The organism is Pantoea sp. Cy-639 (assembly GCF_011752525.1).
GTDB lineage: Bacteria > Pseudomonadota > Gammaproteobacteria > Pseudomonadales > Pseudomonadaceae > Aquipseudomonas.
Genome location: NZ_VWXI01000010.1, coordinates 176,147 through 199,224, shown reverse-complemented (window position 1 = coordinate 199,224; position 23,078 = coordinate 176,147). Strand labels below are relative to the sequence as shown.

Genomic DNA, 23,078 nt, shown 5'->3' with positions numbered 1-23,078 from the left:
CCTGCCGGTCACACATCAGACGAATCCTAATGCGCCGTCCATGGTTGACTCATGCCGGCGATAAAGGCCCGTCCTCCCTGTCGAGAGGACTGCCTGGTTCGGCTGCCGCCTGCGCGGCCAGCTTCTCCCGATCGGCCTTGCTGATGTACCTGGGCTTGTTGCTGCGCGGCGCCAACTTGGCATTGGCCTTCTTGGCATGGGCCTTGAGCAGTTGCTTGATCTTCTTCTGACGGTTCATGGTTCACTCTGAAAGGGTCGCGTTGGGCGCATCATACCGGCCGCAGCGTCCTGACGCCGAATCATGAATTGACTGGCCTAGCAGCCATCGGCACGCTCTCGTGACAACGATGACGGGGCAGAACCCGCATCAAGCCGCCGGACAAACCAATCGGCCACGAAGGCGGTGCGCTCGCTCGCATGGTTATAGAGCGTGTGCTCGCCATCCGCCCAGACGCGCAAGCTGGCATCGCGGCTGTCGGCGCCGGCCAGGAAGGGTTGCAGGTCCTGCGGCTTCACCAGCGGGTCGGCTGCGCCATGCAGCACCAGCAGTGGGCAGGCAATGCGATCGCGCTCAGGGTCGAAGCTCATGCGCCGGAAGTTCTCGGCGATGGCCGCTGCATCGTCGCTACCCAGCATGGCACCGGCCTGTTCGACGAACGTGCGAAACGGCAACAGCACCGGCGCCGCCAGGCCGCCGTTGACGCAGCAGGCCTGGATGCGGCCATCGGCCGCCGCCGTCCGCGCAGCCCACAACCCGCCCACGCTGTTGCCCCAGATGCCCGGTGCGCCGAGGGTGGTGTCGCTCGCGATGAAGTCGATGAAACGGCTGTAGGCGGCCGCCATGTCCACATCGACGAGCAGGCCCTGGCGCATGCGGGTCTCGCCCTGCCCTGGCCCCTCGGCCAGCAGCGTGGCCAGGCCGCGTCGAGCGAGCGCGCGGGCAATTGGCAGGTAAGCCACGCCCCAGCCACTCTGCCCACCGAACAACAGCACCGTGCCGCGTGCCTGCCGCGCTGCTGGCCGCACCAGCCAGGCGACCAGATGGCCGTGCGCAAACGGCAGTTCGACGCGAGCCATGCGACCTTCGGACCACGCGCACAACTGGCTGGTCGCCGTTGCCAGGCGGTCATAGAGCGTGCGCTTGCGCGAGTTGTCGTAGTTGAAGGCCATCTGGGCGAACAGCAGGTTGGCCAAGGCACAGGCCTGGGCCTCGACCGCCGTGACCCGGCAGCCTGCCTGGGCAGCCTGGGTCGCCCGCTCCAGCTGGGCCTGTGCCAGTGCCTCGGCGACCTGGTCCCAGGCCTCGCCGGCGCTGGTGCGCCGGAACAGTGCCTGGGCATCGCTGAAATCCATGCCGCAATCGAGCAGGCGGCTCATCGGCATGGCACGCTGGAAGGCCTGCGTGGCGGAACAGAGAGTGTCGCTCATGCGCTGTGCTCCATGGTGGTGACCGCGCAAGCGCCATCACGGCCGCCCTCCTCGATCCAATGCAGTTTGAGGCGCAGGTCATCGACCAGGGACGCCAGCGTTTCCAGGTGTGTAACCGAGCCAAAAACGGCGAAGTCAGGGCGGCCGATATAGGCCTCGATGCCATGTTCGCGCATGAAGCTGGACATTTCCTCATCCAGTTCGGCGACCGCGCCGGGTATCTGCTCATCTTTGGCCAGCACCACGATGTGGCAGCCAAGATGCGCCAGGAAAGCCTGTTGCCTGGCGCCAAGGAACGGCAGCGGGTCGTGTCGCGCCACCAGCAGGAAGCCATGGCCCACCACATCGTCCAGGCGCCCCTCGGCAGTGCCGCGCCGCACTCGCGACTGCGGCCCTGGCAGGCCGGTGGAAGGCAGCAGGCCGCCATCGGCCTCGCGGTGCAGCACACCGTTCTCCAGCCTTGGGAAAGCCGGCATCGGCGGCATCCGGCCATTGGCGAAGGCCTCGTCGCGCGCCGCGGCCCGTTGCGGATCGGCCTCGTTGGTCACCTGGCCGAGGAACAGCGACATCTCCATGATCCTGCGGGCATGTGGTCGCCGCTCGGCCTCGTAGCTGTCCAGCAGCGCGGGGGATGCCCGGCCACTGAGCACCAGGTCGAGCTTCCAGGCCAGGTTGATGCCGTCGCGCATGCCGGAGCAGGCGCCCTGCCCCATGTACGGCATCATGGCATGGGCGGCGTCCCCGCCCAGCAGCACGCGCCCTTCGCGCCAACGCTCGGCCATGCGGGTCTGGAAGGTGTAGACCACATTGCGCAGGAACTTGAAGTCCTGCGGGCCAACACCGTATTTCTCCTGCAGCCAGCGCCAGCCTTGCGCCGGATCTTGCCAATCCTCGATGCGCTCGCCTTCGAGCAGGCGCACTTCGAAACGGGTGCGATGCTCGCCGATGGGCATGTACATGTGGCCGCGCGCCGGGTCACAGAAAATGGTCAGTTGCTTGAAGCGTTCGGCCGCCGCCGACAGGTTCTGCGAATCCAGGTTCAGCCAACGATGCTTGTGGCCATGGTCGGTGCGCTCGATGCCCAGCGCCGTTCGCACAAAGCTGTTGGCGCCATCGGCGCCCAGCAGGTAGCGCGCCGTCAGTTGCCCAGGTGCCTGGGATACCTGCCCGGCATGGGGGCCGCATGCGGTGGGTTGAATCGTCAGCGCCACGCCATCCGCGCCCTGCTCCAGGGCGACCGCTTCCCAGCCGCGGAACAGCTGGACATTGGCCAGGCTGGCAATGCGCCCGTGGATGGCATCCTCGATGTCGGGCTGGTAGATGGAGTTGTGTGCCGCATAGCCGCACTGCTTGCCCTTCCAGTGCAGCTCCAGCAGCAACTCGCCGGCAGCGTTGACATAGTGGTAGGTAGGCAACGCCAGCGCATCGCGCATGGCCTGGTCCACATCGCCGCAAGCCTGGACGATGCGCGCCACCTCGCCATCGATATGGGTCAGGCGCGGCAGCCCATACAAGCTGGGCCAGCGTTCCACCACGGCCACCTTGTAGCCGGCCTGGCCTAGCCGCGAAGCCGCCACCAGGCCGGTGGGGCCATAGCCGATGATCGCCACATCGTAGTCAGCCTGGGCGGCATCTGGTTGTCGGGACATTATTGTTCTCCTTGTCGTTGGGCACTGGCGCAACAGGTCACGCCGGGAGGTGCGACGGGTTTCAGCTCGGCCTGGCCCCCTCGTAGGCGGCTTGCAGGACCGCGCGCACGGCAGCCCGATCCAGTGGCCGAGGATTCCAGTACGGCCGCTGCGTGGCGATATCCGCCGCGCGCTCGAGCTCAGCCTCGGACATGCCCAGCTCACGCAACGACGTCGGCGCACCGTTGCCGTGGGCCAGGTCCCAGGCCCCCGCCGCCGCGCTGTCCGGCGTCCCCAGCGCCCGGGCCATGTCGCGCATGGCGTCCTCGGCGAAGGGCGCGTTGAAGCTCAACACATAAGGCAGCACCACGGTGTGGGTCTGGGCGTGCGGGAGGTTGAAGCTGCCGCCCAGCGTGTGGCACAGCTTGTGGTGCAAGGCCATGCCACCGTGGGCCAGCACGGTGCCGCACAGCCAGGCGCCGTAAAGGGCTGAGCCGCGGGCCTCGATATCGTGTGGATTGGCGCGGATGCCTGGCAGCCCGGCCGCCAGTGCCCGGATGCCCTCTTGCGCCATCAGCCGGGTAACCGGGTTGCCGGAGGCGGCGTAGAGCCCCTCGGCGGCATGCGCGATGGCGTTGATGCCACTGGTCACGGACAGCTCCACGGGGAGTGAGCATGTGAGTTCCGGGTCGTAGATCACGGTCCTGGGCAGCACCTTCGCATCGCTGCCGGTACGCTTCTCGCCGTCCTCGGTGATGCCGTAGATGGGCGTCATCTCACTGCCGGCATAGGTGGTCGGCACGGCCAGGATCGGCAGGCCGCTGTCCAGTGCGATGGCCTTGCCCAGGCCGATGGTGGAACCACCGCCAATGGCGATGGCGCAGTCGGCACCGCGTTCGCGTGCCACCTGCCGCGCCGCGCGGGCGGTCTCGATGGGCACATGCATCACCGCCCGATCGAAGACCCCTGCCGAGCGGGTCCCAAGGCGCTGTGCCATGGCTTCGGCCGCATGCCGTTGCTGCGGCGTGGACAGCAGCAAGGCCCGCTGCACGCCTAGCGCGTCCAGTTCGGCTTCGAGCTGGCCAAGGCTGCCGGCGCCAAACACCACGCGGCTCGGCAATGACTGATAGACAAATGATTGCAACATGACGACTCCGATATCAGGAACGTAGGTAATCGACCTGGTGGCGCGCGGTGCGCAGCGCGCCCAGCGCCTGGCGCACCCGCAGATGTTCAGGGTGTGTGGCGTAGGCCTCCAGGGCCTGCGGGGATTCGAAGTCGGCGACCAGTACCACGTCGCAGGCATAGTCCACGGCACTCTGGTCGATGCCCACCTCGATCTGCTGCAGCCCCGGTATGCGGCCGCGCAGTCCCTCGAAGGCCTGCTTGACGTGTTCGCGGGCCAGGCGCCGGTCCTCCGAGGATTCACCGGCAAGCCGCCACATGACGATGTGCCGGATCACGCGTGCATCTCCACCGCGCCAGCGGTGTTGAGCACGAAGTCGTACCGCAGGGTGTAGAACGGCACCGGGGAGCGCGTGCCATCGGGTGCCAGGCCAGGGTCATGCCGCACCCAGTCGGCCACCAAGGTCGAGCGCACGCCGAATACGGCATCCGAATCCAGGTAGGCGCAGCCATTGCGGAACACATGGGTGATCAGCCGCTCGTAGCCAGGCGCGACGATCATGAAATGCAGGTGAGCCGGCCGCCAGGGATGCCGCCCCAGCGCCTCGAGCATGCGCCCGACCGGCCCATCGTGGGGAATGGGATAAGGCACCGCCAGGATCGAGCGGAAATGAAAGTACCCTTCGTCATCCGTGCGCAGGCGTGCCCTCGCGCGGTGCTCATGCTCACCGTCAGGCGCTGGTGATTGCACGTCGTAGTGGCCCTCTTCGTCCGACTGCCAGACGTCTATCAACGCGTTGGCCACGGGCTGGCCATCGAGCCCGCGTACCTGCCCGCTCACGAAGCAAGGCTCGCCACAAGCGCCATTGGCGATGTCCGCGCCCAGCGCAAGCTCGGGGGCGCCCTCGACGAAGAATGGCCCGAAGACGGTGGACTCGGTACAGGCGCAAGGCTTGGCGTTGTTCTGTGCCGTCACCAGGGTGGACAGCCCCAGGGTGTCGGACAGCAGGATGAACTCCTGGCGCTTGTCATCGGTGATGTGGCCTACCTCGGTCAGAAAGCCAATCGCCTGCTCCCACTCCACTTCGCTCAGCGCCACCTCGCGGGCGAAAGAATGCAGGTGCTGCACCAGGCTGGTCATGAGGGTCAGCAGCCGCGGATTGTCGCAGGCGGCCATCGCCGCAATGACCGCCTGGGTGATGGTGTCTTCATTGATGCTACGCACGATGTTGCCTCCTGGCACAGGCCTGAGAGTTGCCGTGGGGCCATGGTCACGCAGCGAAAGTGGAAGAAAAATGCCTAGAATAGAATTCTTATTTCCAGCAGATGGAAGAATGCACCGCCATGGATCGTTGGACGCAAATCGAGCTGTTCGTACAGGTCGTGGAGTTGGGGAGCCTGTCCAGGGCCGCTGAGAAAGTGGGCTTGTCCAATGCGGCAGCCAGCCGCTACCTGAGTGCCCTGGAGGAACGCCTGGGAGCCCGGCTGGTGGAACGCACGACCCGCCGGATGTGGCTGACCGACGCCGGACGCAGCTACCACCAGTGCTGCAGCGCCATGCTGGGCGAAATGGCCGAAGCCGACGCCGCCGTCAGTTCGGCGGCGACCAACCCAAGCGGCATGCTTCGCGTCACCAGTTCCGTGTCGTTCGCCATGAGCCACCTCGCCCCCGCATTACCGGCGTTCAGGCAGCGCTATCCCAAGCTTGCCGTGCAGATCACCACGGCCAACCGCTATCCCGGCTTTATCGAGGCAGGTATCGATGTGGCCATACGCACGCGGGAAAACGAAGGGGATTCGGGGATCACCGTGCGCCGCCTGGCGCAGATGCGCCGGGTGCTGGCCGCCTCGCCGGCCTACCTGGCAAGCCACGGGCGCCCGAAGGAGCCGGCAGACCTGGCCCGGCATCAGATGCTGGTCTACAACCTGGCGAACGATCCCTACGTGCTGCATTTCAACCGGCACCAGCAAACCTGTGCGATTCCCATCACCGCGGTACTCGACGCCAACGAAGGGCAAGTGATACGCGCCGCGGCGCTGGCTGGCCTGGGCATCCTGATCCAGCCTCAGTACATCATCCACGACGACATTGTCGCGGGCCGGCTGGTCCCGGTGCTGTGCGAGTGGGCGCTGCCGCCCCTGACGATCAATATCGCCTACCAGAGCCGCCGCCTGCAGCCGGCCAAGGTCAAGGTGTTCACCGAATTCATGGTCGAGCGTTTCGCGAAGCTCGAACTGGAGCGCAAGTGGGCGTCATGAGCGCCGTCGGGCGCACCTCGCAAGCCGAACAGCCTCCGGCCACGCCCTGCTGTTTTCCAGGGGCGCGGCGCGAAGGTCGCTGTCAAAGGGCCTGGACGGGATTCATCAAGGCATCCGGATACGCGGTGGCCTCGCCCCGTGCCCGCCAGGGCGCGATATCACGGTTGCGCGAGGCGACGGCGCCTTCCCAGAGCTGATAGGCATCCTCGCCCAGCAGCAACCGCACGGGAGCAACCGCGCTCTCGACCATGTCGATGATCACCGCCACGCCTTTGACCGGGTCGCCCATCTGCCGACCATTCTGGTTGGCGTAGTACTGCGCCATGCCTGCATGCAGCTCGGCATACTCGGCGATCTCGCGCTCGGCCTTCATCGCCGCACTGCCCGCGAAGTCAGTGCGGAATGCGCCAGGCTCGATCAACGTGACGCGAATGCCCAGCGGCTTGACCTCGTGGTGCAGGGCCTCGCTGAAGCCTTCCAGGGCGAACTTCGAGGCGTTGTAGAGACCGCTGCCGGGAAACGCCACCAGGCCGGCGATGCTGGTCAGGTTGAGAATGTGCCCGCTCCTCTGCGCGCGCATCTGTGGCAACACCTCGCGGGACAGCTCGGCGGCGGCGAAGAAGTTCAGCTCCATCTGCGCGCGGAGCTGTTCGCAAGAAAACGCCTCCAGGGCACCGTAGGAACCGGCACCCGCGATGTTGGCCAGCACATCGATGCGGCCGAAGGTGTCCATGGCCGCCGTCAAGGCGGCTGCACGCGAGCCGGCATCGGTGACATCCAGCGTCAGCGCCAGGGCACGTTCGCCGTGAGGCGCGGCAATCGTTTGCAACGACTCCAGACGCCGCGCGCCAAGCACCGCGTTGTCGCCCTTGGCCAGCACGGCCTCGGCCAAAGCGCGGCCGAGGCCGGACGATGCACCGGTAATGAACCAGGTCTTTTTCATGAGAACTCCTAGATGACGGGGTCGACGACGCATCAGGCAGTGCCCATGCGTCGCCGGGATATTCGGGGATTGGAGGGGATGTACATTACCCAGCGAAATCGGTACGTCACATGCCGGAAAGTACAAATAATCTTCTCGATCGTACGGATCGCTCACTCATGCCTGATCGCGGGTTCAGGCAAAAGCATCGACGCCGACAAGCTCGGCCGACAACGCCCACAGGCGCGCTGCCTGCACGGGGTCGATGGCATAGCTGCGCACCCCGGACTCCGTCGGTTGCGGGCTATCGTCGCGCAGCGCCACGTCGCAATCCTCGCAGTACAGCCCGCCCCTGCCGTCGAGCAGCGCCGAGGTAGCGGCCCATACCGTGGTGGCCGCGCCTTGCGCCACGGACTTGAAGGTCGGATCGATGACCTTGCCGGCAGCGTCGAGCCACCCCAGTGCGGTCATCTCGTCCATCGCCATGTGTCGCTGCAGCGGCGTGTAGATCTTGCCCGGGTGCACCGAGAACGCACGCACGCCCTTGGCCAGGCCCAGGCTGTCGAGATGCCTGGTGAACAGCGCGATGGCGGTCTTGGACTGACCATAGGCCAGCCACTTGTCGTAAGCACCGGTGAACTGCACATCGTCCCAGCGCATGGGTGAATAGTGATGGCCCAGCGATGACAACGAAACGACTCGCGCACCGGCGGCAATGGCCGGCCAGAGCCAGTTGACCAAGGCGTAGTGTCCCAGGTGGTTGGTGCCGAACTGCGACTCCCAACCGTTGCCGACACGGGTCAGCGGGTTGGCCATCACCGCCGCGTTGCAGATCACCAGGTCGGCCTGCCGGCCGCTGGCGACGAAGCGCTCGGCACAGCTGCGGACACTGCCCAGGTCGGCCAGGTCGAGGGTATCGACCGCGACATTCGTCACACCGGCCAGTGCCTGGGCTGCCACCGTTGGCTGGCGTGCCAGCACCAGCACCTGGGCGCCTGCCCCGGCCAGGGCCCGCGTGGTTTCCAGGCCCAGGCCGGAGTGACCGCCGGTGACGATGGCCAGCTTGCCGGACAGGTCGATACCCGCCAGCACCTCGGCGGCGCTGCTGTGGCGCCCGAAACCTGTGCTCAAGGGGGTCTGTGCATCATCTTGCAGGGCCATGCCCGCTTGCTCGGTCGTGTTCATCACAACTGGATCTCCACCAGTTCGGCGCCATCGAAGGCGGTGTCTTCGCCTTGTGCGCGCCAGCTGTTCAGGTCGGCCTGGCGCTTGGCCAGGGTCGCCTCCCAGATCGAGTAGGCGTCGCGGCCAAGCATCAGGCGTACCGGCGGCGCATCGCTGGCCACCACTGCCAGCATAGACAGGGCCGCCTTGGCCGGATCGCCCATCTGCCGGCCGGCGGAGCTCGCCAGGTAGGTTTCGAACGGCTCGATCATCGGCCGATAGGCATCGATGCGTTGCAGCGGGCGCATGTTCACATCGCCGGCGAACTCGGTACGAAATGCCCCCGGCTCGACCAGGGTGACGTGGATGCCCAACGGCTTGGCCTCGATGGCCAACGCCTCGGTCCAGCCCTCGATGGCGAACTTGGCCGCGCAATACGGGCCAGCGGCATTCATGGCCACCAGGCCGGCAATGCTGCTGACGGTGAGAATGTGGCCTGCGCCCTGCTTGCGCATCTGCGCCAGTACGGCGCGGGTCATCTCCGCGGCCGCGAAAAAGTTCAGCTCCATCTGCTCACGCAACTGCTCGAGGCTAAATTCCTCGCAGGCGCCGGCCACGCCGCGGCCGGCGACGTTGGCCAGCACGTCGATGCGGCCAAAGTGCGCCAGGGTCTGGGCCACGGCGCGCTCACGCGCGGTGGCGTCGGTGATATCCAGGGCCAGCGGCAGTACCTGGGCTGCACGCCCTTGGGCGAGGGCTTGCAGGCGATCCAGCCGGCGCGCGGTGACGGCCACGTGGTCACCGCGTGCGATGACCGCCTCGGCCAGCGCCTTGCCGAGGCCCGACGAGGCGCCGGTGATCAGCCAGACTTTGTGTGGGGTGTTCATAAGGTGTTCTCCTGGTTCTGGGCAGGGATGGCGGGTGCGCCCAGCCACGCCGGTTGTGGCGCCCACCACGGGCTGCCGTGATGCGGTGCGTCGAGGTCCAGCCGTTCGCCCATCTTCGGTGTCGCCACCGGTATGCGGTATTCGCCGGCGAAGCGCAGCACCTGGTCGAAGGGGGCCTCCCAGGTGTGCATGGCCAGGTCGAAGGTGCCGTTGTGGATCGGCAGCAACCATTGGCCGCGCAGGTCGCGGTGCGCCTGCACCGTCTGTTGCGGGTGCATGTGCACATAGGGCCATTGCGCGTTGTAGGCCCCGGTTTCCATCAGGGTCACGTCGAAGGGCCCGAAACGCCGGCCGATCTCGGCGAAACCGCTGAAGTAGCCGGTGTCACCACTGAAGAACAGCCGCAAGCCATCATCCTCGAGCACCCAGGACGCCCATAGCGTGCGGTTGCCGTCGCTCAGGCCCCGGCCAGAAAAGTGCTGGGCGGGCGTTGCGGTCAGCCGCAGGCCGGCGATCTCGGTGCCCTCCCACCAGTCGAACTGGCGAATGCGCTGCGGCTCGACGCCCCATTGGCGCAGGCGATCGCCCACGCCCAGCGGGGCCAGGAACACCTCCACCTTGGGCGCCAGGGCACGTATGGCGGCATGGTCGAGGTGGTCGTAATGATCATGGGAAAGAATCACCGCAGTGATCGGCGGCAGTTCCTCGATCGTGATCGGGGGCGCATGGAAGCGTTTCGGCCCGGCGAACGACACCGGCGAGGCCCGTTCGGAAAACACCGGGTCGGTGAGCCACCAGCGACCGCGCAGCTTCATCAGCACGGTCGAGTGCCCCAGGCGATAGAGACTGCGCTCTGGCGCTGCATCCAGCTCGGCCCGGGTCAGTGTGTGGATGGGCAGCGGCGTGGCCGGCGCGGTGCCGGCGGGCTTGTTGAAGAACACATCCCACCAGGCGCGCAGCGTCGACTCGGGCAAGTCGCCAGGGCCGGCGGCGCGGTCATTGTGAAAGCGTCCGCCTTGCCAGCGTGGCGAGGCGGCGTAGTCGCCGAGGCGCGGACGGAACAAGGTGAATCGGCTCATGGCTGGTACTCCCGAAGCGCTGCATGGCAAAGCGGTATGGCTGCCACGATACGCCTTGAGAGTCGAACGACCCATGTCGTAAAGTCCGCTTATCTTTTTCAAGCGTACGGAATCAGTCCATGGATCCTTTGTCCGACGTACTGTCGCTGCTGCAACCACGCAACCAGTTCTATGCCGGTTTCGATGCCGCTGGCGACTGGTCCTTCGACTTCCCCGCCCATGACGGCATCAAGTTCACGGCCGTGATCCGGGGCACCTGCTGGGGTGTCACCGATGACCTGGAGCAGCCCATCCGCTTCGACGAGGGCGATTGCTTCCTGCTCAACAGCGATCGGCGCTTCACCCTGTCCTCCGCCCCCAACCTGCCTGCCGAGCCTGGTGATCACTTGCTCGACATCGTCAGCCGCGACGGCGTCGCCGTGCACAACGGCGGCGGCGAGGTGTTCCTCATCAGCGGGCGCTTCGCCTTCTCCGGCGAGCATGCCGCCGTGCTGTTCGAGGCCCTGCCCGCGATCATCAACATTCCCAAGGCCTCCAGCCAGGCCGAGGTGCTGCGCTGGTCTCTGGACCAATGGGCGAACGAACTGCGCAACCCTCAGCCCGGCGGCGCACTGATCGCCACCCACCTCGCCCACCTGATGCTGGTCCAGGTGCTGCGGCTCTATCTGCAGAGCGCCAACGAGCTGCCCAAAGGCTGGTTTCTCGCCCTGACCGACCGGCAGATCAGCCTGGCCATCGCGGCGATGCACGCCGAACCTGCGCGGCAGTGGTCCCTGGAGGGGTTGGCACGTATCGCCGGGGTGTCGCGCACGGTGTTCGCGCAACGGTTCAAGGCGTTGGTCGGCAATACCGCGATGGATTACCTGGCGCGCTGGCGCATGCTGATGGCCGCCAACCGGCTGCGCAACGGCACCGACAACATCTCGACCATCGCCTTTTCCCTGGGCTACGAGTCGGAAAGCTCGTTCAGCACCGCGTTCAAGCGCATCATGGCCGCGACGCCAAGCCAGTACCGTCGGCGCTCGGCCCACTGCGCGCTGGAACAGTGAAGCGCGTGCAAGGCCTAGCGTGCGCTGTCCGACGGCTTGCGCAGCAGGCTGAAGGCCATGCCGCCCAGCAACGCCACGCCCGCCAGCAGCACAGCCCACAGGCCGATGCGCTGCCACCCTGTGCCTGGCGCAACGGCTTCAGCGGCAGGCGCCATGGCGTCCGGCACCGCGCTATCGAGGGTAGCGCGGCCCAGGCTGGCCAGACGCGCGGGGCTGTAGCCAGGTATCAGTGTCCCCAGCGGTAATGCCGCAGACTGGGCCGTGGCGTCGCCGACGCGCAGGGCATAAGGCGCGGAGCCTCGGGCGAGGAACACCACTTCGGTTTCAGCAACCGCCACGCGGATCCGCGGTGTGTCGCTCCCCAGGCCGTTTCCACGTGGGTCGACACGCAAGCGCAACTGCCTGAGTGGTACGCCTGGCAATGCGATCTCGTCCTGCACGGTCTCCTTGCCGTCCTGGGGCAGGCGGTACAGCAGACCACTGGCCAACGGTTGCCACTGGGCATTGCTGGCGTTGCGCGAAGCCAGGCTGACCGGTGCCAGCACGTTGCCTGGCGGCAACGTGAGCTGAAGGCGTTCGAGGGGCAGTGCCAGCGGCAAGGTCCATGTGTATTCCCCGGCCGCACTCGAGGTCGCTGGCAGCGGCGCCGACCAGGCCAGTGCCGCCGACTGAGTCTGGCCGCCCAGGCTGGCCACCCGCGCATCGAGCAGTGCCGGGGCCTGTTGCGGGGCCTGCCAGAGCAGACGCAGGTAGCGCGCGCTGGCCCCCGGCAAGCTCACGTCGCGTTGCTCGACCTGCTCGCCATCGAACGCCAGCCGGGCGACCTGCCCCTCCCCCCAGGGCTGCCAGTGCTGCAGATCGTCGCTGGCTTCGATGGAGAAACGCTGGAAACCATCCTCCTGCGCGCGCCAGTCCAGGCGCAGCCTGTGCAAGGGCCCGGCGAAGGCGCTGGCGTCCAGCAGCCATCCGCGCAGCACTTGCCCTCCCTGGCCGGCGGCCGGCGCCGCGACCTCGACCAGCGTGCCGTTGTCACTGCGCTGGACCCGTATGGCCGGTACGGCCTCGGTGTCGAGCGTCCCGCGCAAGGGGAACCACTTGACGACCGCCTCCCGGGTCGGCGCCTCGGTCTGCAGACGGCCCTGGGTCAAGGCATAGGCCAGCTCATCGCCTTCTTTATCGAGCACCCGCAGATCACGCAGGTCAGCATGGCCGGCGGCCATCTGCACGCTCAAGGGCACCGCCAGGCGGTACCAGGGCCCTTCGCCTTCCAGTTGCAGGGGCACCTGGGCAGCGTGGGCCAACGGCGTGGCCAGCAAGGCCACCCAGGCCATCGGTACGAACAGCTTCATGCATTCACCTGTGCAGACTCGGACTTGCGCGGCGGCAGTGGGGCAAAGTAGCCGACCACCAGGAGCAACACGCCAACGCCAATGAAGGAAACGATACGCTCAAGGCCACCGCGGTTGCCCAGCTCGACGAAGAACAGCTTGGCCACCACCACGCCGATCAGTGCGGCGCCCAGCAACCAGAACTCGCGCCGCCCGCGCAGGTGGCCGAAGATCATCAGGGGGAGCGCGATCAACGTCCAGACGATGGACAGACCGGCCTGCACCGGCATCGACGCCAGCAACGCATCCAGCTCATAGGGCACCGAGCCCCAATGATGGACCGCACGGAACACCGCGGCCGTGAGCACCACGAACAGGCTCGCGCCGACCACGCCCTGACACAGTTGGCGGGCATGCCGGTCCAGGCCCAGTTGCGCCAGGCCGTGGCGCAGCCAGGCATGGACCGCCAGCAGCACCAGCAGCATGCCCAGTTCGAGCGGATTGAGCAGCGGCAGGTACGGCAGCGGATCAGCGCTACCGTCACTGGCGATATTGGCCAGCCACAACCAGCCCAGCATCGCCACTGCCACCGGCGCAGCCGCCAGGATCCGGTATTCGCGCGGATAGGCGGCCACCGGCCAAGGCCACGCCCGGGGCGCGGCCATGGCCATGAGGAACAGGCTGGGCAGCACTGCCCAGCCCAGCCAGCGCCAGGCATTGGCCTGCTCGGCCAGCGCCATCATCGCGTAGCGCAGCTCCAGTGCCAGTACCGCCAGCACCAGCCAGCAACCGAATACATGGGCGGCGCTGCGCACGCCTGCCGCCAGCACGCCATCCAGGCGCTTGAGCGACCAGAAATGCACGGCGAAGACCAGCCCCCAGGCCAACCAGCCAAAACCGGCGGCCGGGTGCGCCGCAGAAGCAAGCGTGAACAGCAGGATCACGCTCGCCACAGGCATCAGCAGCGTGCATAGCCACGCCAGGGCCGGCCAGCTCAAGCGCCTGGCCAGCCAGCTCCAGGCCGCCACGCTGAGGCCCGCGACGGCCAGCAAGGCCGCGCTCTGCTGCGCGAGCCCGACAAAACGCAGCACTTCGCCGGCCAAGGCCATCGCCCACCAGCCAAGCCCCCAGGCCAGCAGCAGCTGGGACAAGCGCTGCAGGGTCATGCCCTGCAGCAAGCCTGGCTGCTGATGGCGCTGGACATGGTACAGGCGCCAGGCCCCGACCTGCGCGGCCAGTGCCAGCGCCAGCGGCGTCCAGAAACCGGCGTGGGCCAGGGGCCGCAGCGTGTCATCCGGGCCCTGCTCAAACAGCAGCGGACCGACGACCAGAAAGGCGATCCCCCCCGCCACTTGCAACGCCAGCCCGAACAGGAAGCTTGCGCGCAGTTGCAACAGCAGGCTCAACCAGATGATCAGCAGGCCGCTGCCCGCCCACACCGCCGCGGCGATACGCCAAGGCAGGACGAACAACACCGCGAAATTGACGAACAGCAAGCCCAGCAGCATCGCCAGTGACAAACCACGCATCAGGCGCCGGTCCTCGCTGATCGATCTGTCGCGCATCGCGATCAGCATGCCCGCCACCAAGGCGACGCCGATCAAGGCGCAGACCACCAGGTCCGCCCATCCGGACCGGGCCTCCAGGCCATCGGACTGCATCCCGCCGAGGAACACCGCGCCGCCCAACAACTGCACGGCAATGGCACTGAACAGGAAACTGCGTGCCTGCAGGCGCAATCCTGCGCACAGCGTGACCAGCCCGAGCAGCGCCCAGGCGATGGCCGTTCCCTGCGCCTGCAGGCACAACGGCGCGATCAGGAACAGGAACGCCAGGCCTGCCACCGCCAGCCAGGGCGCCCCGCGGCGTTCCCACCCATGACAGTGCGCCGCCGGCGCCATGCGCAGTTGCCCGTAGCTGAACAGCAGTGCCACGCCGAGCATCAAGGCGCCCAGCGGCGCGCCTTCGAGCAGGCTGTCCTGGCCGAGCCCGAGCTGGCCAAGGAAGGCCAGGCCGGCCCCCACCTGCAGCAGCAAGGCGAACAGCCGCGCCAACGTTCGCCTTTGGCGCAAGCCCAGCCAATAGATACCGGCGCCCTCCACCGCCCAGGTCGCCGAGGTCCAGCGCGCATCCAGGCCCAGTGGCACGGCCAGGGTGCCGAACACCACGCCCAGGGCAAGACAGGTTTCCATCAGCAGCGTGTTGCGCCCACGCAACAGCTTGGCCAGGACCAGGTAGAACAGCCCCAGCCCCAATGCGCTGAACGCCGTGGCGAAGGGTATGTGCTGGACAATCGCGTACTGCAGGCCGAACCCCACCAAGGGCGGGCCGAACACCACGGTGGCATCGATATAGTCGGTGCGCCCGCGCGCCCAGTGCCGCAGAACCTCGCCCGCCTCGGGCAGCCCTGCCTGCTCGCGCAGCTTGCGCCGGGTGAACAGCAGGCCGATGACCACGTACATCAGGAACAGCACGACCAGGAAAGGCTCGGTGCTGCTCAACAGTTGCGGCGTATACCCATGCAGCCCCCAGGCGAAACCGATGCCGAAGGTGCCGACGAAACCGACCAGGTTGAGCAGGCGCCAGGCCTTGAACCAGGCAATCGCGAAGATGCCGGCGTTGAGCAGGATGAAATAGCTGAACAGCGCCACGTGATTGCCGCTGCCCGTGGCGGTGAGGATCGGCGCCGCGAAGCCTCCCAGCGCCGCGGCCACGGCCAGCCCCAGGGCGTTCTGCGCCACGGCCAGGATTGCCGAGAACGCGGTGGTCAGTACCAGCAGCGCAAACGCCAGCCGCGGGTCGAGCAACGGGTGCAGGCGCATGGCCGCGAACACGGTCAGGTACAGCACGGCAACGCCGGTGCCCTGCAGCATCAACCCATACTGCGGATTGCGCCGGCGCAGCCACCAGCCCAGGCCCAACAGCACCATGGCGCTGGCCGCAACGCCGGCATAACGCAGCTCCAGCGGCACTACCATGCCTTCGGTGGCATAGCGCAGCAGGAACGCCAGGCCCAGGAACAACAGGAGCACGCCGACCCTGAGCACGGTATTGCCGCCCAGCAACCAGTTCCTGGCCAGGGCGATTCCCCGTCCGAGCAGCGAAGGCCCGCGCGGACGGCGCGGCTCGCGGGGCGGCTCAGGCAGGACTTCGGCTTCAGGCGGTGTCGCCTCGACCCAGGCGTCGGACAACGCCGGCAAGTCAGGGGGTGCCTCGTCAGCCTGCACCGTCAGGGGCAGCTCGGCCTCTGCCAGAGGCTGTTCGGCCTGCACGGTTGCGTCGTCGACAGGCACCTGCCCTGCGTCCTCAGGTGCTGCCTGCACGCCGCTCAACCGTGCCAGGCGTGCTTGCAAGGCGGCGGTCTCATCCTCGAAACGCTTGGCCAGCCCCTGCAGTTGCGTGCGCATTGCCGCCTGCTGGTCGGTCAGTTGGCGCAGGTGCAGCGCCTGGCCGATGGCCAGGCCGAGCAATGCCCCAAGCAGCCCGGAGGTGATCGACTCGCCGGCCGCCAACCCCAGCACCAACCCCACCAGCATGAAAAGCCATTGCATGCAGACACTCCCTCGGGCTTGTTCGCAGGTCGCGCCAAGCCATTTACAAGAATTCCATTACGCTTCCCTCTGCGGCATGCGTGTGCAGCGCAATGCCATCAAGGTCGAGGAGAAGGCCTTGAAGTTTGCGGTACTGGACTTTCGTGCACAAGCGTGGCCGGAGGCAGGTCGCGCGCAAGAACACCCCGCGCGGTTGCGGCATGCGCGGAATGTGACAGGTTTCGCAGGGCACTCACCGGTCGAAGGCGGGAAATCCGCTGGGGCGGGCAGCCTGGCGAAGCACATCCTGAATCACCGACACCACCTGCGCCGTCGCCGCCTCGACGCTGCCTTCATTCCGGCACAGGGCCCAGCCGTGGTCGGCAGCCGCCCGTTCGAACGCCTCGGTACAGGCGACATGCTCCTGCACATGGTGCAGCACCGTGCTGTTCAACCCGCGTGTGCGTGCCGCGGCCCTCGCCCAGGAAATCTCCGGGGCGGTGACGACCCCCACGTGCAGGTCTGGCACGCGCACGTTCTGTTCGAGGTTCAGGCGCAGAATCTCGGCGAACGGCACCAGTCGGCGAAACGCGGCATCGGAGGGGTACCAGCGATCGATCAGGATGATGCTGTCCGCTGGCTGCCTGGCCAGCACCTGTCGCGAGATCCAGGCGCGACTCCTGGCAAGGCGCAGGCAGACATCCAGCTCCAGCGCCCGGCAGGGATTTCTCGCCAGCCGGTTGACCAGGGCCATGGTCTCTCCCCGGCAGGGGTCGCTCTTTTTCTCGCAGATGCGGATCACCTTCCGTTTATCCGCCCTCAGTACCTGGGTGACGGATTCCAGAAGCGTGGTCTTGCCGGTGCCCTTGGGCCCATCGAACGAAATGAACAGTGATCGGGTCATGCTTCGGAATATTTTGACGGTTTGACAATGGATGACGCCAAGGCGCGACTCGCGCCCTGGCACCTTGTTCAGGCCTGCGACTTGCGCCGCCGCGCCCACCACCAGGCGCCACCCGCGAGCAATCCCGCGCCCACCGCCAGCACCGCGAGCTTGTAAGGCCGTAGCGCACGCCGCGCGGCCTCCAGCCATTCGCTCAGATAACGCTTGTTGGCCTGGTCGAACCGCGGCGCTTCACACTGCTTGCCGAAGTCTTCGGCCCATGGGACGAATGGCCCCTGCTGGACATAGCGCTTGTACAGCGCGATTTCCTGGTCGCTGCCGGCGACCCAGCTAGCGGCCGTGCACAACACCGCGGCGAAGGCCTGGCTGCTGTGCGGCAACTGGTCGGCGGCCTGGTTGGCCAGGTCGGCGGCGACATACCGGTAGTGATAGCGCTGATCGGGCTTGGCTTCGCTGGCCAACTGGCGCTGTACCTCGCCGGCAGCGAGGAATGGCCCAGGCTGCGGCGCCGGGTTGCCGAGGCTGAAGCTACCGCCCAGCCAGGCGTAGTCCGGTGCCATCTCGTAGCCCAGGATCTCCATGCCGGCCGTCCGTGCCAGGGTCGCTGCGCCAAACAGTGCCTCGGCCCGGCCTGTGGGGGTCCAGCGCGAGACCGCGTCCTGACGGTTCTGCCCGTAGGCCTTGGCGTCGGCCTGCAATTGCGCCGTGGCGAAATAGCCTGGCGCCTCGGCGTAACGGCCTTCGCGCAGCAGGCGCCGGCCCAGCAGCTCGCGCAACTGCGTCGCCACCGGGCGCGGCGTGTAGCCGCCCTCCTCGGCCTGGCTGGGCGGCGCCGCCGGCACATGGGCGTCGACGTAGCCCTTGAGCTCATCGACCGTCAGCACCCGCTCGGCCACGTCCGCCGTATCCTGCCAGTAGATTTCCTGGCTGCGGTACAGCTGGTCGAAGGCTTGCAGGTAGTCGCCACGCTCCAGCGCCAGGATCGCGCCTTCGCCCTCGACCCTGCAGCCTGGCTTCACGCTTTCGTAGTCCCAGTCCGGCGTTTGCCGCGAGCCCCACGACTCGTCACCGGGAAACGCAGCGGCGGCCTTGGCATAGGCGGCTGCCGCCTGGGCCTTGTCGCCGTCGCGCAGGGCCAGCTTGGCGCGCAGCCACCAGGCCAATCCGCTGTCGCCAGCGTGCTGCAGGTAGCCTTTGGCGGCCGCGTAGTCACCCTGCTGGTAGCTCAAGGCCGCCAGGCGGTCGGCATCGTCCAGGTCATCGCCGGCACTGGCCTGCAGCAACTGGCTCAGACTGTGCTCCCGGGCCGGTGGCTGCCGCTCGTAGTCCCAGCCGATATGGCTCAACAGGTAGGCGCCGAGCAGCTTGCGCACCATCGGCTGCTGCAGCTGCGCCTGCAACGGTGCGTCCGGCATCGCCACCAGCTCGCCGGCCAGTTGCCGCAGCGAGCTGTAGCCACTGCCCGAGCCCAGGCGGCTCTGGCTGGCGTACAACGCGATGGCGCTGTTCCAGTCGCCGGCGAGCTTGGCCAGGCGGGCCTCCTCGCCGAGGCTGGCCACGCCGAGCTCCAGCGGATCGCTGAAACCGTCGGCGCTCAACGTCCGGGTGGTCTGGAAGGCCTGGCGGGCCTGGGCCTGCAGTGCCTGCGCAGAGGTTTGCCGGGCCTCGCCACTCAGCGCCACCAGCGCCCGTCCCCGCGAATAGGCCGCCCAGGTGCTGCGCAGCTTGCGTTGCTCGGCAGGCAGCGCCAGGACCTGGCTGAAGTAGTCCGCCGCCAGGGCCGGGTTGTCGTTGGCGAACGCCACCGCACCGGCCAGGTACAGGCGCAGCTCCTGCGGCAGTTCGGCGCCCTGCTCCAGCACCGCTTGCGGATCGTCCAGGCGGCGCAGTTGCGCGACCTTGTCGCGCAGGTTCTCCGGCAGCTCGCTGGCCTCGACCTGGCTACGCTGCTCGCGATAGGGGCGATCGTTGTCGTCGCCGTCCCAGTAAGGGGTCAAGGTGTTGTCGGTGGTGGGCTTGAGGCCGGCCACCGCCTGACCAAGCCGATTCACCTCGAAAGCGAAGTTGCCTTCCGGCAGTTCGGCCAGCGTCTGCGCCCGATCCGCCAGCAGGCGCATCGGAAAGTCGGGGCCACAGGCCAGCGCCGTGCCGAACGGCACGCTCAGGGACAGGCACAACAGGTGCCGAGGCCAGTTACGGGTAGACATTCCATGCTCCTTGGTCGATTCCATGGCAGCGTGCCCAGCCCAGGGCGCGCCGGCCGCCAGCGGCGACGCGCGCGCTGGTCTGGCGGTTGAAGACAAGAGGTTGTGAAGAGGGCTGCAGGCGATAGCCATTGAGGCCATCGGCGGCGTCGCAACGGTCGGCCAGCAACGTCACCCGGGCGGGCAATGGCTGGTCGAGATTGCCGCTGTTGACCAGGCTGATATCGAACAGCCCCGCCGCGCCCGACACCTCGACCCGCCACTGGCCTGCGAGTGCATCGCCACGCGCGACGGCCTTGAGTGTGGCCAGGCTCCAGGCCCGACGGTCGTCGGGTAGCGGCAGGCGAAACCAGATCAACCCGGCCAGGTGCGCAGGCGGCTGCTGACGCAGCTCCATGGCCAGTTTCGCGAGCTGCTGTGGGTCGGCCAGCAGCTCACGGCGCTCGCCGGCCCGGTTCAACGGCGTTTCGCTTTCCACCACGAGCGTGCCGCCGGTATCGGGCAGCAATGCAACGCCATAGGCGGGCAAGGCAAGGTAGAACGGTTTTTCGCTGACCTGGCTCCAGCGTTCGGCCCAGGTCCTGGCCTGGACCGGGTCGAACAGGCCATGGCGCGGGTCGCTCACCGCATGCACCTGCAGCACGCTGCTGTCCACCGTGCGCAGCAGCGCGGCCAGACGCGGGCTATCGAGCCAGGCCGGCAAGGCGGTGATGCTGAGTGTCAGGCCAGGCGGCAGTTGGGCGCGGAGCTTTTCAAGAAAGTCGATATAGCCAGGCAGGCGGGCGCTGCCGCTGTCGTGATCGATTTCCAGGCCAGCCAGGGTTATCCCGGCCGCCTGCCAGTCGCTGAGCAACTGGTCGATCTGGCCCTGGGCGGCCTGCTGGTCCAGCGCCGGCAGTTGACCATCCAGGCGTACCACCGCGATCACCGGTCGAGCATCGGCCTTGAGCCGGGGCAAGTCGACCAGCGCCCGGCTCCAGCCGGCCCTGGGCTGGGCCTGCAAGGCCAGCACCCGCAGGGTCGAGAAATCGGCGCGGCTGTCGGCCAGGGCCTGTTCATGGGCGGGACGCCACTGGCGCTGCCAGATGTACAGCTGTTGATCGAGCGGTGCTGCGGATTCTGGCTGGCAGCCGCTGATCGCCCCGAGCACGAGGCCGATGCACAGGCGGCGCAGAAATGACATGGCGGGCATACAGTCCTTGGTCTGGCGCGCTCGGGCGCCGTGGCGAGGGGGCGATCTTACCCCAACGGCCCTGTGCAGACACGCTAGTCGGCGACCGCGGCCGCCCCCTGCGCTTCGAGCAGCACGGCGCCCTCCCCAGCCTGCCCCAGGTGATCGCCCGGGTTCCTCAGCGGGCAGTCGGTCATCGACAGGCAACCACAGCCGATGCAGCCATCGAGCTGGTCGCGCAACTGGCTCAAGGCATGGATGCGCGCGTTGAGCATGTCGCGCCACTGGGTGGACAACTGCGCCCAGTCCTTCGCGGTGAGCGCCCTGTCCGCCGGCAACGCGTCCAGCGCCGCCTTGATCGCCGCCAGCGGGATGCCGGCGCGCTGGGCGATCTTGATGATCGCGATCTTGCGCAGCACATCGCGGTTGAAGCGCCGCTGGTTGCCCGCGTTGCGCGTGCCCTGGATCAGCCCCTTGGCCTGGTAGAAATGCACCGTGGCAACGCTGACGCCGCTGCGGCTGGCCACAGCCCCCACCGAAAGCGGAACACTGACGTCGATCTTCATCCTGGACAGTCCTCTTGACCTCATCAATACATGAGGTCTTATAAGGGACGGCCTGTCATCCCGCAAGGGCCCGCCAGCGCGGCCCGTTGCCCCCACAGAGTCGAGATTCCATGGAAAGACCAGACCTCATCGCCACTTCCCCCGTCGTACCGCCCGCCGGCTGGCGGGCGCTGCTGTCCGGTGCCAACGCTGCCCGCCTGCTTGCCCTGGCCGGCGGCGTCGCGCTGCATGCCGTGAACGTATATATCGCCACCACCCTGTTGCCTACCGTGGTCACGGCCATTGGCGGGCTCGACCTCTATGCGTGGAACACCACCTTGTTCGTGGTCGCCTCGATTCTCGGTTCGGCGTTGTCCAGCCGCCTGCTCGGGCTGACCGGGCCGAAGCTGGGCTACGCCCTGGCGTCGCTGGTCTTCGCGCTGGGCGCGGTGATCTGCGCGGTCGCGCCGAACATGCCGTTCATGCTGCTCGGGCGCCTGGTCCAGGGCTTGGGCGGCGGGCTGCTGTTCGCCCTGGCCTACGCGATGATCCGCATCGCTTTCGACGAAGCACTGTGGTCACGCGCCATGGCCCTGGTCTCGGGGATGTGGGGCGTCGCCACCTTGATCGGCCCCGCCGTGGGCGGCATGTTCGCCGAGTGGGGCGTATGGCGCGCGGCGTTCTGGTCGGTGGCCGGTGTCGCGGCACTGTTCGCCTTGCTTGCCTGCTGGACGCTGCCTGGTCGGGATCCGCAACAGCCCCGTGGCGGCAAGGTTGCCCTTCCCTGGCTGCAGTTGCTGCTGCTGACCCTGGCGCTGCTCGCCATCAGCACCGCCAGCGCCGCGACGGGACTGGCGCTGAACGGCTTGTGGCTGCTGCTCGCGATGACGCTGGCGGCGCTGTTCCTGCGCATCGAGCGCAGCTCGCCCAACAGGCTGCTGCCAACCATGGCCCTGCACTGGCGCTCGAGCCTGGCGGGGCTCTACGCCATGATGTCGCTGCTGGTGCTGATGGTGACCAGCGGCGAGATCTTCGTGCCGCTGTTCCTGCAAGTGCTGCACCAGCAGTCGGCCTTGGTCGCGGGCTACCTCGCGGCGCTGATGGCCGCCGGCTGGACCCTGGGGTCGATCATCAGTGCCGGGGCAAGCGCACGTGCCATCGACCGGGCCTTCCTGGCTGGCCCGTTGCTTGGCCTGCTCGGCATGATCGCCCTGGCCTGGCGGGTACCGAGCCAAGACGCGGGCTCCGTGCCGGAACTGGCGCCGATCTGCCTGGCGCTGGGCCTTGTCGGGCTCGGCGTGGGCCTGACCTGGCCGCACCTGCTGACCCGGGTGCTCAAGGCAGCGCCGCCCCATGAGCAGGAGCTGGCTGGGGCATCGATCACCGCGGTTCAACTGCTGGCAACCGCCACAGGCGCGGCACTGGCCGGCATGGTCGCGAATGCCGCAGGGCTGATCGAACCGGGTGGCGTGCCAGGCACCGCAGCGGCTGCGCGATGGTTGTTCGTGGTGTTTGCGCTGGCTCCCCTTTTGGCGGTTATCGTCGCCAGGCGCTGTCGTTGAAACCTGCCAGCACGGTTTTCGGGCTGTCGCCTTGATCGTTCAGGGCGATAGCGCGGCTGCGTGACACTCAACGAATATTCGGGAGCATGTTCGTTCGGCTAATTCGCTATAGGCGCGAAATGCCTTATTTCAAGAAATCACATCGACCAAGTCGGTTTGACTTGCCGCAGGCGTCCACTTCTGGCAGTGCGCGCAAAAACAAGTGCCCGCATATACGCGAACGATGTTCATCCTCATTGCCGGGCAGTAGAGACAGGCCCTTTCGAACACCCTGCAAATGCACATAAATCCCG

19 protein-coding genes are annotated in these 23,078 nt (G+C 67.3%); 3 read left to right on the top strand and 16 right to left on the bottom strand.

Features of this window, described 5'->3' with window-relative positions:
* Positions 1-49: 49 nt before the first annotated feature.
* The 6 genes from F3J43_RS14575 to F3J43_RS14550 form a co-directional block, all read right to left on the bottom strand.
* The gene (locus F3J43_RS14575; protein ID WP_166887521.1) at positions 50-238 is read right to left on the bottom strand and encodes a DUF2986 domain-containing protein; all 189 of its coding nucleotides are present in this window, start codon (positions 236-238) and stop codon (positions 50-52) included.
* Positions 239-315: 77 nt separating this feature from the next.
* Positions 316-1,428 carry an alpha/beta hydrolase family protein gene (locus F3J43_RS14570; RefSeq protein WP_166887519.1) on the bottom strand — a complete coding sequence of 371 codons (1,113 nt, stop codon included), beginning with the start codon at positions 1,426-1,428 and terminating at the stop codon, positions 316-318.
* Positions 1,425-3,077: a bifunctional 3-(3-hydroxy-phenyl)propionate/3-hydroxycinnamic acid hydroxylase MhpA gene (gene mhpA, locus F3J43_RS14565; protein WP_166887516.1), complete on the bottom strand. Its 1,653-nt coding sequence runs from the start codon at positions 3,075-3,077 to the stop codon at positions 1,425-1,427. The genes F3J43_RS14570 and mhpA overlap by 4 nt, the downstream gene beginning before the upstream one ends.
* A 61-nt stretch (positions 3,078-3,138) precedes the next feature.
* On the bottom strand, positions 3,139-4,203 hold the full coding sequence (locus tag F3J43_RS14560) for a maleylacetate reductase (RefSeq protein WP_205297868.1): 1,065 nt from the start codon (positions 4,201-4,203) through the stop codon (positions 3,139-3,141).
* A 13-nt stretch (positions 4,204-4,216) separates the two neighbouring features.
* On the bottom strand, positions 4,217-4,519 hold the full coding sequence (locus F3J43_RS14555) for a Dabb family protein (RefSeq protein ID WP_205297867.1): 303 nt from the start codon (positions 4,517-4,519) through the stop codon (positions 4,217-4,219).
* Complete coding sequence (locus F3J43_RS14550) at positions 4,516-5,406, bottom strand: intradiol ring-cleavage dioxygenase (protein WP_166887513.1); 891 nt, start codon at positions 5,404-5,406, stop codon at positions 4,516-4,518. Before F3J43_RS14550 ends, F3J43_RS14555 begins: the two co-directional genes overlap by 4 nt.
* A gap of 119 nt (positions 5,407-5,525) precedes the next feature.
* Here F3J43_RS14550 and F3J43_RS14545 point away from each other — a divergent pair, with 119 nt between their 5' ends.
* Entirely contained in the window at positions 5,526-6,440 is a 915-nt protein-coding gene (locus F3J43_RS14545; RefSeq protein WP_166887511.1) for a LysR family transcriptional regulator, read from the top strand.
* 82 nt (positions 6,441-6,522) lie between these two features.
* On the opposite strand, the gene F3J43_RS14540 is transcribed toward F3J43_RS14545, so the two are convergent.
* From F3J43_RS14540 to F3J43_RS14525, 4 genes are all read right to left on the bottom strand, one after another.
* A complete protein-coding gene (locus F3J43_RS14540) occupies positions 6,523-7,383 on the bottom strand; it encodes an oxidoreductase (RefSeq protein ID WP_166887508.1) in 861 nt (286 codons plus the stop codon).
* Positions 7,384-7,557: 174 nt separating this feature from the next.
* Complete coding sequence (locus F3J43_RS14535) at positions 7,558-8,547, bottom strand: SDR family NAD(P)-dependent oxidoreductase (protein ID WP_286184596.1); 990 nt, start codon at positions 8,545-8,547, stop codon at positions 7,558-7,560.
* Positions 8,547-9,413 (bottom strand): oxidoreductase, encoded by an 867-nt coding sequence (locus F3J43_RS14530; RefSeq protein ID WP_166887505.1) that lies wholly within the window; start codon positions 9,411-9,413, stop codon positions 8,547-8,549. The genes F3J43_RS14535 and F3J43_RS14530 overlap by 1 nt, the downstream gene beginning before the upstream one ends.
* Positions 9,410-10,492, bottom strand: a complete 1,083-nt coding sequence (locus F3J43_RS14525; RefSeq protein WP_166887502.1) for an MBL fold metallo-hydrolase — start codon at positions 10,490-10,492, stop codon at positions 9,410-9,412. Before F3J43_RS14525 ends, F3J43_RS14530 begins: the two co-directional genes overlap by 4 nt.
* Positions 10,493-10,611: 119 nt before the next feature.
* On the opposite strand from F3J43_RS14525, the gene F3J43_RS14520 reads away from it, so the two are divergent.
* Entirely contained in the window at positions 10,612-11,541 is a 930-nt protein-coding gene (locus tag F3J43_RS14520) for an AraC family transcriptional regulator (protein WP_166887499.1), read from the top strand.
* A gap of 14 nt (positions 11,542-11,555) precedes the next feature.
* Here F3J43_RS14520 and F3J43_RS14515 read toward each other — a convergent pair whose 3' ends face one another.
* The 6 genes from F3J43_RS14515 to soxR form a co-directional block, all read right to left on the bottom strand.
* Positions 11,556-12,890 (bottom strand): DUF3999 domain-containing protein, encoded by a 1,335-nt coding sequence (locus tag F3J43_RS14515; RefSeq protein ID WP_166887496.1) that lies wholly within the window; start codon positions 12,888-12,890, stop codon positions 11,556-11,558.
* Entirely contained in the window at positions 12,887-16,420 is a 3,534-nt protein-coding gene (locus F3J43_RS14510; RefSeq protein ID WP_166887494.1) for a DUF2339 domain-containing protein, read from the bottom strand. The genes F3J43_RS14515 and F3J43_RS14510 overlap by 4 nt, the downstream gene beginning before the upstream one ends.
* A gap of 232 nt (positions 16,421-16,652) precedes the next feature.
* Positions 16,653-17,303, bottom strand: coding sequence for a dTMP kinase (locus tag F3J43_RS14505; protein WP_166887492.1), 651 nt, complete (start codon positions 17,301-17,303; stop codon positions 16,653-16,655).
* Between the two features lie 68 nt (positions 17,304-17,371).
* Complete coding sequence (locus F3J43_RS14500; protein ID WP_166887490.1) at positions 17,372-19,510, bottom strand: hypothetical protein; 2,139 nt, start codon at positions 19,508-19,510, stop codon at positions 17,372-17,374.
* Positions 19,497-20,690: a DUF3142 domain-containing protein gene (locus F3J43_RS14495; RefSeq protein ID WP_166887488.1), complete on the bottom strand. Its 1,194-nt coding sequence runs from the start codon at positions 20,688-20,690 to the stop codon at positions 19,497-19,499. The genes F3J43_RS14500 and F3J43_RS14495 overlap by 14 nt, the downstream gene beginning before the upstream one ends.
* An 83-nt stretch (positions 20,691-20,773) precedes the next feature.
* On the bottom strand, positions 20,774-21,244 hold the full coding sequence (gene soxR, locus F3J43_RS14490; protein WP_166887486.1) for a redox-sensitive transcriptional activator SoxR: 471 nt from the start codon (positions 21,242-21,244) through the stop codon (positions 20,774-20,776).
* Between the two features lie 110 nt (positions 21,245-21,354).
* Here soxR and F3J43_RS14485 point away from each other — a divergent pair, with 110 nt between their 5' ends.
* Positions 21,355-22,785 carry an MFS transporter gene (locus F3J43_RS14485; RefSeq protein WP_166887484.1) on the top strand — a complete coding sequence of 477 codons (1,431 nt, stop codon included), beginning with the start codon at positions 21,355-21,357 and terminating at the stop codon, positions 22,783-22,785.
* Positions 22,786-23,078: the final 293 nt, after the last annotated feature.

Excerpts from the sequence above, each read along its gene's own strand:
- F3J43_RS14535 (WP_286184596.1), bottom strand. The coding sequence starts at position 8,547 with ATGAACACGACCGAGCAAGCGGGCATGGCCCTGCAAGATGATGCACAG.
- F3J43_RS14520 (WP_166887499.1), top strand. The coding sequence starts at position 10,612 with ATGGATCCTTTGTCCGACGTACTGTCGCTGCTGCAACCACGCAACCAG.
- mhpA (WP_166887516.1), bottom strand. The coding sequence starts at position 3,077 with ATGTCCCGACAACCAGATGCCGCCCAGGCTGACTACGATGTGGCGATC.
- F3J43_RS14545 (WP_166887511.1), top strand. The coding sequence starts at position 5,526 with ATGGATCGTTGGACGCAAATCGAGCTGTTCGTACAGGTCGTGGAGTTG.
- F3J43_RS14560 (WP_205297868.1), bottom strand. The coding sequence starts at position 4,203 with ATGTTGCAATCATTTGTCTATCAGTCATTGCCGAGCCGCGTGGTGTTT.
- F3J43_RS14515 (WP_166887496.1), bottom strand. The coding sequence starts at position 12,890 with ATGAAGCTGTTCGTACCGATGGCCTGGGTGGCCTTGCTGGCCACGCCG.
- F3J43_RS14505 (WP_166887492.1), bottom strand. The coding sequence starts at position 17,303 with ATGACCCGATCACTGTTCATTTCGTTCGATGGGCCCAAGGGCACCGGC.
- F3J43_RS14540 (WP_166887508.1), bottom strand. The coding sequence starts at position 7,383 with ATGAAAAAGACCTGGTTCATTACCGGTGCATCGTCCGGCCTCGGCCGC.
- F3J43_RS14525 (WP_166887502.1), bottom strand. The coding sequence starts at position 10,492 with ATGAGCCGATTCACCTTGTTCCGTCCGCGCCTCGGCGACTACGCCGCC.
- F3J43_RS14500 (WP_166887490.1), bottom strand. The coding sequence starts at position 19,510 with ATGTCTACCCGTAACTGGCCTCGGCACCTGTTGTGCCTGTCCCTGAGC.
- F3J43_RS14570 (WP_166887519.1), bottom strand. The coding sequence starts at position 1,428 with ATGAGCGACACTCTCTGTTCCGCCACGCAGGCCTTCCAGCGTGCCATG.
- F3J43_RS14485 (WP_166887484.1), top strand. The coding sequence starts at position 21,355 with ATGGAAAGACCAGACCTCATCGCCACTTCCCCCGTCGTACCGCCCGCC.
- F3J43_RS14575 (WP_166887521.1), bottom strand. The coding sequence starts at position 238 with ATGAACCGTCAGAAGAAGATCAAGCAACTGCTCAAGGCCCATGCCAAG.
- soxR (WP_166887486.1), bottom strand. The coding sequence starts at position 21,244 with ATGAAGATCGACGTCAGTGTTCCGCTTTCGGTGGGGGCTGTGGCCAGC.
- F3J43_RS14530 (WP_166887505.1), bottom strand. The coding sequence starts at position 9,413 with ATGAACACCCCACACAAAGTCTGGCTGATCACCGGCGCCTCGTCGGGC.
- F3J43_RS14510 (WP_166887494.1), bottom strand. The coding sequence starts at position 16,420 with ATGCAATGGCTTTTCATGCTGGTGGGGTTGGTGCTGGGGTTGGCGGCC.
- F3J43_RS14495 (WP_166887488.1), bottom strand. The coding sequence starts at position 20,690 with ATGTCATTTCTGCGCCGCCTGTGCATCGGCCTCGTGCTCGGGGCGATC.